Here is a 14,926-nt window from a genome sequence, read left to right as displayed (position 1 = left end):
CCACGTGAGCCCGGCGGGCCGAGTGGGCCAGGTGCGTGCCGCTCAGCGCCGCAGACGACGCAGCGGGGTGTCCGTGCGGTCAGCGTGGGCCAGGACCGCCCGGGCACCGAGCACCACGGCTCCTCGTTCGGACACGACCACGGGGTTCAGCTCGAGGCTGCGCAGCTCGGGCAGGGCGTCCGCGAGCACGGCGACCCTGGCGATGACGTCCTCGAGCGCGTCGACGTCGAGGGCGGGCAGGCCGCGGTACCCGAACAGGCGTGGAGCGGCCCGGGCCGAACGCACCAGTGCGGCCACGTCCACGTCGGTCAGCGGCGGGACGCCGTACGTGACGTCGCCGAGCAGGTCGCTGGCGTCCCCGGCGAGGCCGAAGCTGATCACAGGCCCGAAGAGCGGGTCCTCGACCGAGCGCACGACGCACGACGAGCCGTGCGGCGCCATCGCCTGGACCTCGAGCGGCGCCTCGGCAGGATCGGCATGGTGACTGGCCGCGAGCGCGAGGACCTCGGCGACATCGACGCGCAGCTCCTGCTCGTCGACGACGTCCAGCCGTACGCCGCCCAGGTCGGCGCGGTGGCGCAGGGCCGGGACGGTCGTCTTCAACGCGACCGGCCACCCGATCCGCTCGGCGGCTGCCACCGCCTCGTCGGCGTCCCGCACGTGCACCGCGGGCAGGACGGCGACGCCGACGCAGGCGAGCAGCTGCGCGGTCGCTTCCTGGTCGAGGGGCACGGCGTCGAGCGGCACGGCGTCGAGCGGCACGGCGTCGAGGGGCACGGCGTCGAGGGGCACGGCGTCGGCCGGGCCTGCACCGAGGGGCCCGTCGTCGGAGGGCAGGGCGCCGGTCGGGACGGCGGGCAGCCGTTCGGCGACGACACGACGTGCGGCCCGCACGTCCACCCCGTCCGGGTGCACGAGGTGGCCACGGTCGTCGGTACGCCAGCGGGCGTAGCGCGCGCTGCGACCCAGCGCCAGGAGCGCGGTCTCGGGCGTCGGGTACGCCGGCACGGTCCGCGGCCGCCCGTCGGGCCCGGGTGCCGTCAGCGCCTCGGTCACGCCCCGCAGGCCGTCCAGGCAGGCGACCGTCGGTCGCCCGGTGCGTGCGGCAGCGGCGGCGACGACCTCGGCCAGGACGTGGTCGCGCCCGTCGAGCGTCGGGACGCGCACCACGGCGACCGCATCGCTGTCGGGGTCCGCGTACAGCGCGTCCACGACGATGCGGACCTCCTCGGGCGTCGCGTCCTCGGCGAGCACGGCGGTCGTGCCGGAGACCACCAGACCGCTGGAGGAGGCCGCCTGGGCAGCCAGGGCGGTCAGGGCGGGCGAGCTGGTGAGCAGCGCGACGCGGCGCCCCGCGGGCAGCGGCTGGTGCGCGAAGAGCTGGGCGACGTCGAGGAGCTGGTGCACGTCCTCGACCCGCACGACGCCCGCCTGCCGCAGCACCTCGTCGAGCGTGCGCCGCGGGGCGTGCGTCGGGCGCACCGCGTGCCCGGCCGGGACCACCGGTCCGGACCGGCCGGCCACCACGACGACGGGCTTGACGGCGGCGAGCCGGCGCGCCACCCGCGTGAACTTGCGCGGGTTCCCGATCGACTCCAGGTGCAGCCCGACCACATCGGTGCGTTCGTCGTCGCCCCAGAACTGCATGAGGTCGTTGCCGGACACGTCGGCGCGGTTCCCGGCGGAGACCAGCTCGGAGATGCCGAGCCCGCGCTCCCGGACCGCGGCGAGCATCGTGACGGCCATGGGCGCGGACTGGCAGAACAGACCGATGCGGCCCTCCGGTGGCGGGTCGGTGGCCAGGGACACGTTGAGCGGGCCGCCCGGCCCTGTCGCGACCAGGCCGAACGAACCGGGACCGACCAGGCGCATGCCGAGGCCGTGCGTGGTCCGCAGCAGGCTGCGTTGACGTTCGAGGCCGGCCGGCCCGGTCTCGGCGAAACCGGTGGAGAGCAGCACCACGCCGCGCACGCCGAGCGGCGCGAGGGCACGCACGGCCGCCGGCGCCTCGTGGGGACCGACCGCCACGACCGCGAGGTCCACGGGCTCGGGCACGTCCTCGAGCGTCGGCCACGCTCTCACGTGCGCGGGCGGTGCGTCGGCGCCGCCTGCGGGCATCGCCACGCCGACCACGTGCACCTGGACCCCCGGGTCGCCCTGCGCGAGGGACTCGAGCACGCGGGCCGCCGCCCGCGCGTCCATGCTCGCCGGGTCCGCACCCTCCCCCGGGCCGAGCACGACGACCGACCGTGCGGTCAGGAGAGCCCGCACCGAGCGCGCCTCGGCGCGGTGCTCACGGTCGGCCATGACCTCCAGCGAGCGGTCGGTCGGGTCGATGTCGAAAGTCACGGTGACGACACCGTCGTCCGTGTGCTGCCGGATCTCGAACCCGGCGTCCCGGAAAACCCCGATCATCCGGCCGTTCTGCGGGAGCACCTCGGCGACGAACCGTCGCACACCGCGCTCGCGCGCCGCCGCGGCGAGGTGCTCGAGAAGCACCGAGCCCAGTCCCCGTCCCTGGTGGGCGTCGGCCACGTTGAACGCCACCTCGGCGTCGTCCGTGCCGATGCGGTCGTACCGGGCGACCGCGATGATCTGCTCCCCGTCCGACCCGCTCGCGACGGCGACGAGCGCCGCCCTGTCCTGGTGGTCGACCGCGACCAGCCGGTGCAGGTCACGGTCGGAGAGCCGTTCCAGCGGCGCGAAGAAGCGCATGTAGGTGGAACGCTCGGACTGCCCGACATGGAAGGCCTGCAGGGCGTCCGCGTCCGAGGGCCGGATCGGGCGCACGTGCGTCGTCGAGCCGTCGTGCAGGACGACGTCGGCCTCCCAGGCGTCCGGGTACGCGGTCTCACCCGCGGCACCCGTCGTCGGGGTGACCTGCGGTCCGTCGTCCGCGGCGCCTGCCATCACGCCAGGCTAGTGGGGACCCCCGTCCGCGTGCCGTGCGTCGGGCTGTCGGTCCGGCACGCGACAATGGACGTCGCCTGCGCACCAGACAGCACCACCCTGCCCCGAGGAGCACCTGACCCATGGCGCGTCGCCCCGCCGCCCCGGACCTCCCGCCCGAGGACCTCGTCGAGAAGATCGTCGACATCGACGTCGCCTCCGAGATGGAGGGGTCGTTCCTGGAGTACGCCTACTCGGTCATCTACTCCCGGGCGCTGCCCGACGCCCGTGACGGGCTCAAGCCGGTGCAGCGGCGGATCCTCTACCAGATGTCCGACATGGGTCTGCGCCCGGACCGCCCGTACGTGAAGTCGGCCCGCGTGGTCGGCGAGGTGATGGGCAAGCTGCACCCGCACGGCGACACCGCCATCTACGACGCCATGGTCCGGCTCGCGCAGCCGTTCTCGCTGCGGCTGCCGACCGTCGACGGGCACGGCAACTTCGGCTCGCTCGACGACGGCCCGGCCGCACCGCGCTACACCGAGGCGCGCATGGCCCCGGCGGCCCTGGCGATGACCACGGGGCTCGACGAGGACGTCGTCGACTTCGTGCCGAACTACGACAACAAGCTCACCCAGCCCGAGGTGCTCCCGGCAGCCATCCCGAACCTGCTGGTCAACGGGGCAGCCGGCATCGCGGTCGGCATGGCGACCAACATGGCCCCGCACAACCTCGTCGAGGTCGTCGCAGCCGCACGGCACCTGGTGATGCACCCGGACGCCACGCTCGAGGACCTCATGCGCTTCGTGCCGGGCCCCGACCTGCCCACGGGCGGCAAGATCGTCGGCCTCGACGGCGTGCGCGACGCCTACCGCACGGGTCGCGGCGCGTTCCGCACCCGGGCCACGGCCCGCATCGAGAACGTGACGCCCAAGCGCAAGGGCATCGTCATCACCGAGCTGCCGTACCTGGTCGGCCCGGAGAAGGTGATCGAGAAGATCAAGGAGGGCGTGCAGTCGAAGAAGCTGTCCGGCATCTCCGACGCCGTCGACCTCACCGACCGCCAGCACGGGCTGCGCCTGGTCGTCGAGGTCAAGACCGGTTTCAACCCCGACGCCGTGCTCGAGCAGCTGTACCGGTTCACCCCGCTCGAGGACTCGTTCTCGATCAACAACGTGGCGCTCGTCGAGGGGCAGCCGCGCACCCTGGGGCTGCGCGAGCTGATCCAGGTGTGGGTCGAGCACCGGATCTCCGTCGTGCGCCGTCGCTCGGCGTACCGCCTGGCCAAGCGCCAGGAACGCCTGCACCTGGTCGAGGGCCTGCTCGTCGCGATCCTCGACATCGACGAGGTCATCCAGGTCATCCGCACCTCCGACGACGCCGAGGCCGCCCGCACCAAGCTGCGCAGCGTCTTCGACCTGTCGGAGCCGCAGGCCGAGTACATCCTCGAGCTGCGCCTGCGTCGCCTGACGAAGTTCTCCCGCCTCGAGCTCGAGCGCGAGCAGGAGCAGCTGCGGGCCGAGATCGCCGAGCTGCTGGAGATCCTCGGCTCGGACGCACGCCTGCGCACGCTCGTCTCGGACGAGATGGCCGAGGTGGCCGCGGTGCACGGCACCCCGCGCCGCACGATCCTGCTCGAGTCGGCGGGCGGCACGACCGTCACCGGTGCCGCGGCGGCCCGCACCTCGGCAACCCCGCTGGAGATCGCCGACACCGCCTGCTGGGCCCTGCTGTCCGCCACGGGCCTCCTGGCTCGCACGGCCGGCGAGGAGAGCCCGGTGCGCGACGGCGACGCCCGGCGCACCAAGCACGACGTGCTCGCGGGTGCCGTGCTGACCACGGCGCGCGCCGACGTCGGCGCGGTCACCTCACGCGGTCGACTCGTCAAGATCTCGGTGCTCGACCTGCCGGCCCTGCCGCCGACCGACGGGGCACCGACCCTGTCCGGTGGCGTCCCGCTGGGCGAGGTCGTCACGCTCGAGCACGGCGAGCGGGTCGTCGGACTCGTCTCCGTCGCCGTCGACGCCCCGACGCTGGCCCTGGCGACGGCCCAGGGCACCGTCAAGCGCGTGGCACCCGGCGAGGCCCCCGCCAACAGGGACGCGTGGGAGGTCGTCGGGCTCAAGGACGGCGACGAGGTCGTGGGCGTGGCCGAGGTCGTCGAGGACGACGAGCTCGTCCTGGTGAGCTCGGACGCCTCGCTGCTGCACTTCCCCGCCTCCGCGGTCCGCCCGCAGGGCCGACCCGCCGGCGGCATGGCGGGCATCAAGCTCGCCGACGGCGCACGTGTCGTGGCGTTCGCCGCGGTGCGGCCCGGTCAGGACGCGGTGGTCGTCACGGTCGCCGGGTCGTCGTCCGCGCTGCCCGGCACCCAGTCGGGCTCCGCGAAGGTCACGCCGTTCGACCAGTACCCGGGCAAGGGCCGCGCCACGGGCGGGGTGCGCTCGCACCGGTTCCTCAAGGGCGAGGACGCGCTCATCCTCGCGTGGGTCGGGCCTGCGCCGGCCCGGGCCACCGGCGCGGGCGGCCAGCCGCTCGCCCTCCCGGAGACGGACCTGCGCAGGGACGGTTCGGGCGTCCCCCTCGCCGCCCCGGTGCACGGCATCGGCTGACGGTCAGGAGACCGTCGCGAGCCCAGCACCGGCCGCGCGCGTCCCGACCTCCACGGGGACGCGCGCGAGCGGAGGGCGCCGTTCGGCGAGGTTCGTACCGACGACCGCCACGGCCAGCAGCGCCTGGCCGAGGCAGTACGTCGACATCACGAGGAACCCGCCGAGCGGCAGGTCGAGACCGGGCACGAAGGCTCGCAGCGCGATGAGCGAGTCCGAGACCAGGAAGACGGCACCGCCGAGGGCGCCCCAGCGACCCAGACCGGTCGCGAGCACGGCCATCGCCGTGAGCACCCCGGCGTACACCGCGACCGGGACGAGCAACGCGCCCGCGTGCGGGGCGACCACCCCGACCAGCACGGCGAGTGCCCCGAGGTACGGCAGGGCCGCGGCCGGTCGGTACAGCACCGAGCGGCGCACCCCGGGCGCGAACGCCACCACGTAGGCGACCTGCGCCGCGAGGAAGAACCCGACCATCACCAGGAAGGGGGCGTCCCCGGAGGGGTCGACGAGGTCGGGAGCGCTGTCGCCGAGGAACGAGAGTCCCAGCGCGACCACGCTCGCCGTGACCTGCCTGCCCCTGGGCCACCGCGTCGCCGCCAGGACGGCCGCGGCGAGCAGCGGCATGAGCAGCCACTGCGTGGCGTCGGCGAGCCGCTCGGCACCGCCCAGCTGCGCACCCAGGTGCCCGAGCACCACGAGGACGTAGCAGGCGGCCCAGATGCGGGCGGCCCCCGACAGGTTGTGCACCACGACGCCTCCCGTGGCCGGACGACACCGTCCGGCGCTCGACCCACCGGACGTCGTCGTCCGGCCGCAGCGATGCTACCGAGGCGAGCGGCCCGACGGGTTCCGCCTCGTCGCACCCACGAGGTTCACACCTCGATCGAGAGCATCGTCGAGGTGTGCAACGGGACGTACCCGAGGGCCGCGTACAGGCCGTGCGCCCCGGAGGGGTTGGCCGTGTCGACGCCGATCTCGGCGTACTCCATCCCGTCGCGTCGGTACGCCGCCATCGCGGCCGTCAGCAGGGCGACGGCCAGCCCGCGCCCGCGCCAGGCCCGTCGCACCCCGAGCAGGTGCGTGTACCCGGAGGTGTACCCCGCGATCGGCCAGTCCTGCTCGTACCGGTCGGAGAGCAGGTAGCCGACGACGGCCCCGCTCGCGTCGTCGACGGCCAGGACGCTCCACTGCGGGGCGAACATGCTGCGACCCTGCGCCCACACCTGCGGCGTTCGCGGTTCGCTGCCCCAGTGGTCGGCGAACGCCTCGTTGTGCGCGAGGCGGACCGCCTCGTCCTGCTCCGGCGACCAGGGGACGATCGACACGCCCGCGACTGCCGGCGCGACCGGCAGCGGCAGCGCGAGCGGGCGCCGCATCTCGGCGTAGTACCGGATCGGGGTGTAGCCCGCCGCGAGGAGCAGGGCGTGGGAGTCGGGGGCGTGATCGTCGACGAACGCGGCGATGCGGCCGGGTGCGTCCGTCGCCGCGGCGGCCAGGAGCTGCCGCGCCCGCCCGGTGCTCCAGGCAGCGACATCGCGACCCACACCCCGCCCCCGCCAGGCGGGGTCGACACCACCGGAGGTGAAGACCCGCACCACGGACGTGTCCCCCGGCACGGTCGCGACCTGGGCGTACGCCCGCAGCTCGAGGTCCGTACCGACCGCGGCGAGCGTGTCGAGCGCGTGGTCCTTCCAGTCGCCGTCGAACAGCTCGGCGACCTCCTCGGCCGAGGTGCGGAACGGCGCGCCCTCGTGCTCCTCGATCCGGGCCACGAGCCGCGCGAGCGCCGGGGCGTCCGCGGCGGTCATCGCCCGCCACGTCAGCCCGTCCGGTCCGGCGGGTCGGGTCAGCTCCGCCGGCGCCTGGGCGCGTACCTGCAGGAGTTCAGGGTGCTCGTCCATGTCGCCAGCCTGCGTGCTGCTCGGCCCCGAGGACAACCGAATTGGGCGCCGCGGACACACGCGGCCGGCCGCCGGTGGCCGGCCGCGTACGAGGGTCAGGCGTCGATGCGGCTGCGGTCCAGGGCGTGCGCACCGGCCACGATGAAGTCCTTGCGCGGTGCGACGTCCGAGCCCATGAGCAGCTCGAAGACCTCCTCGGAGCGGGCGGCAGCCTCGACCGTGACCCGCCGCAACGTGCGGAAGCGGGGATCCATCGTCGTCTCGGCCAGCTGGTCGGCGTCCATCTCGCCCAGACCCTTGTACCGCTGGATGTCGTCCTTGTAGCGCTTGCCGGAACGGTCGAGCTTCTTGAGCGCGGCAGCGAGCTCGGCCTCGGAGTAGGTGTAGATGTACTCGTTCTTGCGGCTGCCCGCGCCGATGACCTCGATGCGGTGCAGCGGCGGCACCGCGGCGTACACGCGCCCGGCCTCGACCAGCGGGCGCATGTACCGGAAGAACAGGGTGAGCAGGAGCGTGCGGATGTGCGCACCGTCGACGTCGGCGTCGGTCATCAGCACGATCTTGCCGTAGCGGGCGGACTCGAGGTCGAACGTGCGCCCCGAGCCGGCACCGACGACCTGGATGATCGAGGCGCACTCGGCGTTCTTCAGCATGTCCGTGACGGACGCCTTCTGGACGTTGAGGATCTTGCCGCGGATGGGCAGCAGCGCCTGGAAGTCCGAGCTGCGCGCGAGCTTGGCGGTGCCGAGGGCGCTGTCGCCCTCGACGATGAAGAGCTCGCTGCGCGCGACGTCGTCGATCCGGCAGTCGGCCAGCTTGGCCGGCAGCGAGGAGGTCTCCAGGGCGTTCTTGCGCCGCGAGATCTCCTTCTGCTTGCGGGCCGACAGCCGGGCGCGCATCTCGCCGACGACCTTGTCGAGCAGCAGCGAGGACTGCGCCTTGTGGTCGCGCTTGGGCGAGGCGAAGATCGCCGCGAGCTCGGTGTCGAGCACCTTGGCCACGATCGCGCGGACGGGTGCCGTGCCGAGCACCTCCTTGGTCTGACCCTCGAACTGCGGTTCGGCGAGGCGGACGGTGACGACCGCGGTCAGGCCGGCGAGCACGTCCTCCTTCTCGATGCGCTCGGAGGTGTCCTTGGAGGAGATCTTGAGCCGGCGGGCGTTCGCGTCGACGGCCTTGCGCAGCGTGCGCAGCAGACCTGCCTCGAAACCGGCCAGGTGTGTGCCGCCCTTGGGTGTGGAGATGATGTTGACGAAGCTGCGCACCTCGGTGTCGTAGCCCGTCCCCCAGCGCACCGCGATGTCGACCTCGCACGTGCGGCCGACCTCCTGAGGGGTCATGTGCCCCCGCTCGTCGAGCACGGGCACGGTCTCGGTGAACGTGCCCGAGCCGGTCAGGTGCCAGGTGTCGGTAACCGCCGGGTCGGGTGCGAGGTGGTCGACGAAGTCGAGCACGCCACCGGTGTGCTGGAACGTCTCCTCGTGCGGCCCGTCGGCGCCGGGCGTGCCGGGGAGGCCCCGCTCGTCGCGCAGCGAGATCGCCAGCCCGGGCACGAGGAAGCTCGTCTGGCGAGCGCGCGTGACCAGCTCGTCGTAGGAGAAGACGGCCGTCTTGGGGAAGATCTGCCGGTCGGCCCAGTAGCGCACCCGGGTGCCCGTGCGCGCCTTGGCGACCTTCCCGACGACGGTCAGCTCCGAGCCCTGGACGAACGGCTCGAACGGGACGTCGGGGCCCATGCCCGCCTTGTCGTCGAAGATGCCGGGCTCGCCGCGGTGGAAGGTCATGCGGTGCGTCTTGCCGCCGCGGTCGACCTCGACGTCCAGCCGGGACGACAGCGCGTTGACGACCGAGGCGCCCACACCGTGCAGACCACCCGAGGCGGCGTAGGAGCCGCCACCGAACTTGCCGCCCGCGTGCAGCTTGGTGAACACCACCTCGACGCCGGTCAGGCCGGTCTTCGGCTCGATGTCGACGGGGACGCCGCGTCCGTTGTCGCGCACCTCGACCGAGGTGTCCGCGTGCAGGATCACCTCGATGCGGTCGCCGAACCCGCCGAGGGCCTCGTCGACCGAGTTGTCGATGATCTCCCACAGGCAGTGCATGAGGCCACGGCTGTCGGTCGTACCGATGTACATGCCGGGGCGCTTGCGGACGGCCTCCAACCCCTCCAGGACCGAGAGGTGGCGGGCCGTGTAGCCGGTCTGCGGCGAGGTCGTCGTCACGAGGCCCGATGGTAGCCGCCACGACCCACGCGACCGCGCTGCCGTGCCGGAGCGAGGGCGCCCGGGCTCCGCCCCGAACGGCGCATCGGCAGCGACCGCTCGGATCGCAGGACTTATGCGCGTAGCGAACCACCCCCCTCTGCGTGACACGGATGTCACGTCGGGATGGTTCTATGGATTCGTGACTGGGACGACGACCGACACCTTGGCCCCCCTCAACGTGGCCGACCGCTGCGACCGCTGCGGCGCTCAGGCCTACGTCCGCGTCGTGCTGCCCGTGGGCGAGCTCCTGTTCTGCGCGCACCACGCGCGGGAGCACGCCGCGAAGTTCGAGGCGATCGCCACGCACATCCAGGACGAGACCGACCGCCTGCACGCCGAGCACGGCGCGGGCGCCGGTGCGGTGAGCTGAGGCTCCCCCGACGCAGAACGACGACGGCGCCCCGGACCTGACACGGTCCGGGGCGCCGTCGTCATGCCCCACCGCGGGGCACGGAGCGCTGATCAGCCCAGGAACACCTGGGCGCACAGCAGCCCTTGTGAGCCCGTGGTGCAGGCCACGCCGATCGCGGTGTACCCGTCGCGCAGGATGTTCTCCCTGTGCCCTTGCGAGGCCATCCACCCGGCGACCATCGACGCGGCGTCCGGGTAGCCGAGTGCCAGGTTCTCCCCCACGGTGGAGGCCTTGCACGCCTGCATGATGGGCCCGAGCGGATCGTGCTCGAACCGCCCCTCCGCCACGAGCAGGTCGGTGCGCCCCTGGGCCTGCGCCGCGCCGCACGCCGAGGACGCCAGCGCGGGCAGTCCCGCAGCCGCCCGTTCGGCGTTCGTGAGGGCGATGACCTGGTCGGTCAGCGATGCGGCCTGCTGCGCGCCGGCTGCCGGAGCGCTCGAGGCTGCGTCCTGCGCCGTGGGCGCCGAACCGCCCTGCGCGGCGGCCGGCGGCGGCTCGGTCGACGCGTCGGTGCCGGCCTCGTCGAGCGGGTCGGCCGCAGACTCCTGCGCGGCCGGACTCGTGGTGGTCGGCGCCGCCGCCGGTGCCTCGTCGGTGCCCGTCGAGGCCGAGGCGGCCGCGCCGTCGAGGGAGACGCCCGGCGTCGGAGACGCGGTGCGGTCGACGGAACGGCTTGCCGCCTCGCCGTCGCGCCCCAGGTCGACGGGCACCCAGGCCGACAGCTGCGCGTAGCCCTGGGCGACGCGATCAGGGGCCACCGCGTGCACCGCGGCCCCCAGGACGACGAGCGCGCATGCGGCCGCGACCAGCACCGCGCGGCGTCTCGTGGCGATCTGGCGACGGCGACGACGGACGTCCCACCGTCGCAGGTCCCGGCGGTGCGGGTCGGGCGTCGGGGTAGGCATCCCTGGACGTTACCTGATCGTGACCTCTGAGGGACAGATCGTCAGGAATCGGACAGTGCCGTCGTCCCGGGCCCGGGCGCCGCTGCGACCAGCGCACCTGACCCCTCGCGTGCCGCCTCGGTGGCCGGCGCACCGTCGGCAGGACGCGCACCGTCGGTCGGCAACGTGTCGACGAACGCCAGCGCACGGGAGGCCGCCAGCGCCACGACGACGCTCAGCGCCCCGCCCACCAGCAGCGGCGCGCGCAGGTCCGTACGGGCCACGAACCCACCGGCCAGCATCGCCACGGACGTCAGACCGACCACGAGCATCCGACCGGCACCCTGCACCCGACCGAGCAGGTGACCCGGGACGATGCGCTGCCGGGCGGTCGCCGACTGCACGTTCCACGCCGCGGCCGCGCCCGCCGCCAGGGACACCAGCACGGCGGACGCCGCGATCCCTGCGACCGACCCGACACCGCCGAGGAGGCCCGGAGCAAGGCCCAGCCCGACGAAGGCAAGCCCGGCGAGCACAGCGGCACCGACCATGGCGCGCCTGCGCCCGGTGCGCGCGACGAGCCGCGGCGAGATCGACGCGCCGAGGACACCGCCGACGGCCATCCCCGCCGTGACCAGACCCAGCGCGGCCTCCGGCAGACCGACACCGCGCACCAGGTAGAAGACGAGCGACCCCTGCGCGAACTGCATCGTCGCGGCGAGCCCGGTGGTCACGAGCACGAGTCGACGCAAGGGGCCGGGTGCGAACGTGTAGCGCAGGCCGGCCGCCGTCGAGCGCCACACGCTCTCCCGCGGACCCTGCGGACCCGGGACGACGGCCCGTGCCGCGCGTCGCGGAAGCGAGAACGCGAGCACCGAGGCGCCGCCGTAGGCGCACGCAGCCACGGCGAACGGTGCCGACGTCGCCCAGGCGAACAGCGCGGTGCCCAACGGCAGCGCGACGAGCCCCTGCATGACGAGCTCGCCCGCCTGGTAGCGGGAGTTCGCCGCATCGAGCCGGGAGGCAGGGACCACCGAGGGGACCATGGCCTGCGCCGCGCCGTCCGCGACCGTCTCGACGCAGGCGATCGCGAACACCGTGACGAGCAGCACCCACAACGGCAGCTGCGTCGCGGAACCCGCCACCGCGAGCGTCGCGAGCAGCCCGCCTCGGACGAGCGCGCCCGCACCCATGGCCCGACGGCGGTCGGCACGGTCGACGAGCGCCCCGGAGAACGCCCCGAACAGGAGCCACGGCAGCAGGCCCAGCGCGCCCAGGACCGACACGACGAACGGGTCGTCGCTCAGCCGCATGGCCAGCAGGGGAACCGCGACCATCCCGACACCGTCCGCCAGGTTGCCGAGCAGGCCGGCGGACCACAACCGCAGGAACGCGCTCGGCAGGCGGCTCGGCGATCCCGTGAGGAGGTCGGCCTCGGCGACCGGCGCGCTCACGAGGCCTCCGTCTCGGTCGGGGCGACGGCTCGCGCGGTGTCGTGGAAGTCGACGGCCGAGCCGACGCGCGGGAACGCCCGCAGCTGCAGCTCGACCACGCGCGCTCCGTCGGGCACGTCCGCCCGTTCGCGCCCGCACCGGTCGTCCCACCGATCGAGCACAGCGACCAGCTCGCCGGTCATCGCCTCGAGCTCGTCGGGCGTCATCACGAACAGCGTGGTGGCGTCGCTGGCCTTGCCCTTCCACGCGGGCTCGAGCCCGGCGCGCACCCGGGTGCGGAACTCGGCCGCGGCCTGGTAGCGCAGGCGCATCCATTCGGAGGCGAACATGTCCAGCGCCTCCCGCGCCGCAGCGCTCTCGTCCGCCGAGGAGCTGAGCGCGTGCCGCCCGGGCGCCAGCTGCCACCAGCGCTCTCGTGCCGTGCCGCGCCCGGGCATCTCCTCCACGAACCCGTGCTCGGCGAGCTGGCGCAGGTGGTAGCTCGTCGCGCCGGAGGACTCGCCGAGCCGCTGCGCGAGGCCGCTGGCCGTCGCCGGTCCCGTCGTGAGCGCGTCGAAGATCTGGGTCCGCAGCGGGTGCGCGAGCGCCTTGAGGCGACGCACGTCGAGCGGCAGGTCGTCGCCCGTCAGGTCGAGCGGATCGTCCGCGTCGGAGTCGTGCTCTCGGGTCGTCATGGGGCGAGACTACGAGTGCAAAGTCTTCTTTGCAAGTGATTCTTTGCAATGATGTCTCTGCATCCTCCCGGCTCGGGCACCCTCACTCCCGCGGGGAAGACCCACGAACGCCACGAGGCCCGGACCATGACGGTCCGGGCCTCGTGGACAAGCCTGCAGCCGCGGGTGCGGCATCCGGGCTCAGTCGAGGTAGTCGCGCAGCACCTGCGACCGCGAGGGGTGCCGCAGCTTCGACATCGTCTTGGACTCGATCTGCCGGATCCGCTCACGCGTGACCCCGTAGACCTTGCCGATCTCGTCGAGCGTCTTCGGCTGGCCGTCGGTCAGACCGAACCGCATCGAGACCACACCGGCCTCGCGCTCCGAGAGGGTGTCGAGCACCTGGTGCAGCTGCTCCTGCAGCAGCGTGAAGCTCACGGCATCCGCCGGGACGACCGCCTCGGAGTCCTCGATGAGGTCACCGAACTCGCTGTCACCGTCCTCGCCGAGGGGGGTGTGCAGCGAGATGGGCTCGCGGCCGTACTTCTGGACCTCGACGACCTTCTCGGGCGTCATGTCGAGCTCCTTGGCGAGCTCCTCGGGCGTGGGCTCACGGCCCAGGTCCTGGAGCATCTGCCGCTGGACGCGAGCGAGCTTGTTGATGACCTCGACCATGTGCACCGGGATGCGGATGGTGCGCGCCTGGTCAGCCATGGCGCGGGTGATGGCCTGACGGATCCACCACGTCGCGTACGTCGAGAACTTGTAGCCCTTGGTGTAGTCGAACTTCTCGACCGCACGGATCAGGCCGAGGTTGCCCTCCTGGATCAGGTCCAGGAACAGCATGCCGCGCCCGGTGTACCGCTTGGCGAGCGAGACCACGAGCCGCAGGTTCGCCTCGAGCAGGTGGTTCTTGGCCCGACGACCGTCACCGGCGATCCACTCGAGCTCGCGACGGATCTTCGGCTCCATCGGCGTACCGGAGTTCAGCCGCTCCTCGGCGAACAGGCCGGCCTCGATGCGCTTGGCGAGCTCGACCTCCTGCTCGGCGTTGAGGAGGGCGACCTTGCCGATCTGCTTGAGGTAGTCCTTCACCGGGTCCGCGGTGGCACCCGCCGTGACGACCTGCTGGGCAGGGGCGTCGTCGTCGTCGGCGTCGGAGTAGACGAAGCCCTTGTCCTCGGACTCCTCCTCCGCGGCGGCGGCCGGCTTCTTGGCCCCCTCCTCGTCGGTCTCCTCCGCGTCGGTCTCCTCGACGGCCTCGTCGGCGACGACCACGTCGGTCTCGTCGATCACGACCTCTTCGAGCTCGACCTCGGCAGCCTCGTCGTCGTCGGCGGCCTTGGCCGAACCCTTGGCGGCGGCACTCTTGGTCGCAGCCTTGGCTGCGGGCTTGGGTGCGGCCTTGGCCGCGGCGGGACGGGCCGGGGCCTTGCGTGCCGGCTTGGCGGCAGCGTCGTCGGAGGCGACGACCGCCTTGGCCGACGGGCGTGCCTTCGCGCTGGTCGCTGCGACGGCACGGGCGGGAGCGGTCGGCTCTTGCACGCCGATGCCGGCCGTGGCCAGGCCGCGGATCACGGCGCGCAGACGCTTGGCGTCCTGCACGTCCGCCTGCTCGCACGCGTGGCGCAGCTCCTCGGCTCCGACGCTGCCGTGCGTGCGGCCACGCAGGACCAGCTCCTGCAGTGCGGGGTGCTCGAACTCACGCGGAAGCGCGGGATGCGGGGTCTGGGACGACACGAACGACCTTTCGGCAGCGTGAGAACCGGATCTGAGGCCGGAGAGGTACACCGATATTGTACCGACCCGGACCTCGTCCTGGCCCCACGAGGGCAGCGGTGGTGGCCACCGACGTCA

At 73.3% G+C, this 14,926-nt stretch carries 10 protein-coding genes; 2 read left to right on the top strand and 8 right to left on the bottom strand.

Annotated features, from left to right (window positions below):
* Positions 1-42: 42 nt before the first annotated feature.
* Positions 43-2,910: a bifunctional acetate--CoA ligase family protein/GNAT family N-acetyltransferase gene (locus BKA22_RS16025; RefSeq protein ID WP_146951740.1), complete on the bottom strand. Its 2,868-nt coding sequence runs from the start codon at positions 2,908-2,910 to the stop codon at positions 43-45.
* 122 nt (positions 2,911-3,032) lie between these two features.
* On the opposite strand from BKA22_RS16025, the gene BKA22_RS16020 reads away from it, so the two are divergent.
* Entirely contained in the window at positions 3,033-5,501 is a 2,469-nt protein-coding gene (locus BKA22_RS16020) for a DNA gyrase/topoisomerase IV subunit A (protein WP_146951739.1), read from the top strand.
* Positions 5,502-5,504: 3 nt separating this feature from the next.
* On the opposite strand, the gene BKA22_RS16015 is transcribed toward BKA22_RS16020, so the two are convergent.
* The 3 genes from BKA22_RS16015 to BKA22_RS16005 all read right to left on the bottom strand — a co-directional run bounded on the left by BKA22_RS16015 (position 5,505) and on the right by BKA22_RS16005 (position 9,624).
* Positions 5,505-6,251, bottom strand: coding sequence for a lysoplasmalogenase (locus BKA22_RS16015; RefSeq protein WP_146951738.1), 747 nt, complete (start codon positions 6,249-6,251; stop codon positions 5,505-5,507).
* A 122-nt stretch (positions 6,252-6,373) separates the two neighbouring features.
* Positions 6,374-7,402, bottom strand: a complete 1,029-nt coding sequence (locus BKA22_RS16010) for a GNAT family N-acetyltransferase (RefSeq protein WP_146951737.1) — start codon at positions 7,400-7,402, stop codon at positions 6,374-6,376.
* Positions 7,403-7,497: 95 nt separating this feature from the next.
* The gene (locus BKA22_RS16005; protein WP_146951736.1) at positions 7,498-9,624 is read right to left on the bottom strand and encodes a DNA gyrase/topoisomerase IV subunit B; all 2,127 of its coding nucleotides are present in this window, start codon (positions 9,622-9,624) and stop codon (positions 7,498-7,500) included.
* A gap of 115 nt (positions 9,625-9,739) precedes the next feature.
* Here BKA22_RS16005 and BKA22_RS16000 point away from each other — a divergent pair, with 115 nt between their 5' ends.
* The gene (locus BKA22_RS16000; RefSeq protein WP_257024106.1) at positions 9,740-10,036 is read left to right on the top strand and encodes a DUF7455 domain-containing protein; all 297 of its coding nucleotides are present in this window, start codon (positions 9,740-9,742) and stop codon (positions 10,034-10,036) included.
* Positions 10,037-10,128: 92 nt separating this feature from the next.
* On the opposite strand, the gene BKA22_RS15995 is transcribed toward BKA22_RS16000, so the two are convergent.
* The 4 genes from BKA22_RS15995 to BKA22_RS15980 all read right to left on the bottom strand — a co-directional run bounded on the left by BKA22_RS15995 (position 10,129) and on the right by BKA22_RS15980 (position 14,809).
* Positions 10,129-10,983: a CAP domain-containing protein gene (locus tag BKA22_RS15995; RefSeq protein WP_146951735.1), complete on the bottom strand. Its 855-nt coding sequence runs from the start codon at positions 10,981-10,983 to the stop codon at positions 10,129-10,131.
* Between the two features lie 41 nt (positions 10,984-11,024).
* Positions 11,025-12,416, bottom strand: a complete 1,392-nt coding sequence (locus BKA22_RS15990; RefSeq protein WP_179561824.1) for an MFS transporter — start codon at positions 12,414-12,416, stop codon at positions 11,025-11,027.
* Entirely contained in the window at positions 12,413-13,090 is a 678-nt protein-coding gene (locus BKA22_RS15985; protein WP_179561823.1) for an ArsR/SmtB family transcription factor, read from the bottom strand. Before BKA22_RS15985 ends, BKA22_RS15990 begins: the two co-directional genes overlap by 4 nt.
* 180 nt (positions 13,091-13,270) lie before the next feature.
* Positions 13,271-14,809, bottom strand: a complete 1,539-nt coding sequence (locus tag BKA22_RS15980) for an RNA polymerase sigma factor (RefSeq protein WP_146951733.1) — start codon at positions 14,807-14,809, stop codon at positions 13,271-13,273.
* Positions 14,810-14,926: the final 117 nt, after the last annotated feature.

The organism is Cellulomonas soli (assembly GCF_013409305.1).
In the GTDB taxonomy this organism is placed as follows: domain Bacteria; phylum Actinomycetota; class Actinomycetes; order Actinomycetales; family Cellulomonadaceae; genus Cellulomonas; species Cellulomonas soli.
Note: the sequence above shows the minus strand (reverse complement) of the source record. Positions and strands in the feature narration are given on the sequence as shown.

Coding starts and splice junctions, on each gene's coding strand:
- BKA22_RS16025 (WP_146951740.1), bottom strand. CDS start 2,910: ATGGCAGGCGCCGCGGACGACGGACCGCAGGTCACCCCGACGACGGGT.
- BKA22_RS16020 (WP_146951739.1), top strand. CDS start 3,033: ATGGCGCGTCGCCCCGCCGCCCCGGACCTCCCGCCCGAGGACCTCGTC.
- BKA22_RS16010 (WP_146951737.1), bottom strand. CDS start 7,402: ATGGACGAGCACCCTGAACTCCTGCAGGTACGCGCCCAGGCGCCGGCG.
- BKA22_RS16000 (WP_257024106.1), top strand. CDS start 9,740: ATGCGCGTAGCGAACCACCCCCCTCTGCGTGACACGGATGTCACGTCG.
- BKA22_RS15995 (WP_146951735.1), bottom strand. CDS start 10,983: ATGCCTACCCCGACGCCCGACCCGCACCGCCGGGACCTGCGACGGTGG.
- BKA22_RS15985 (WP_179561823.1), bottom strand. CDS start 13,090: ATGACGACCCGAGAGCACGACTCCGACGCGGACGATCCGCTCGACCTG.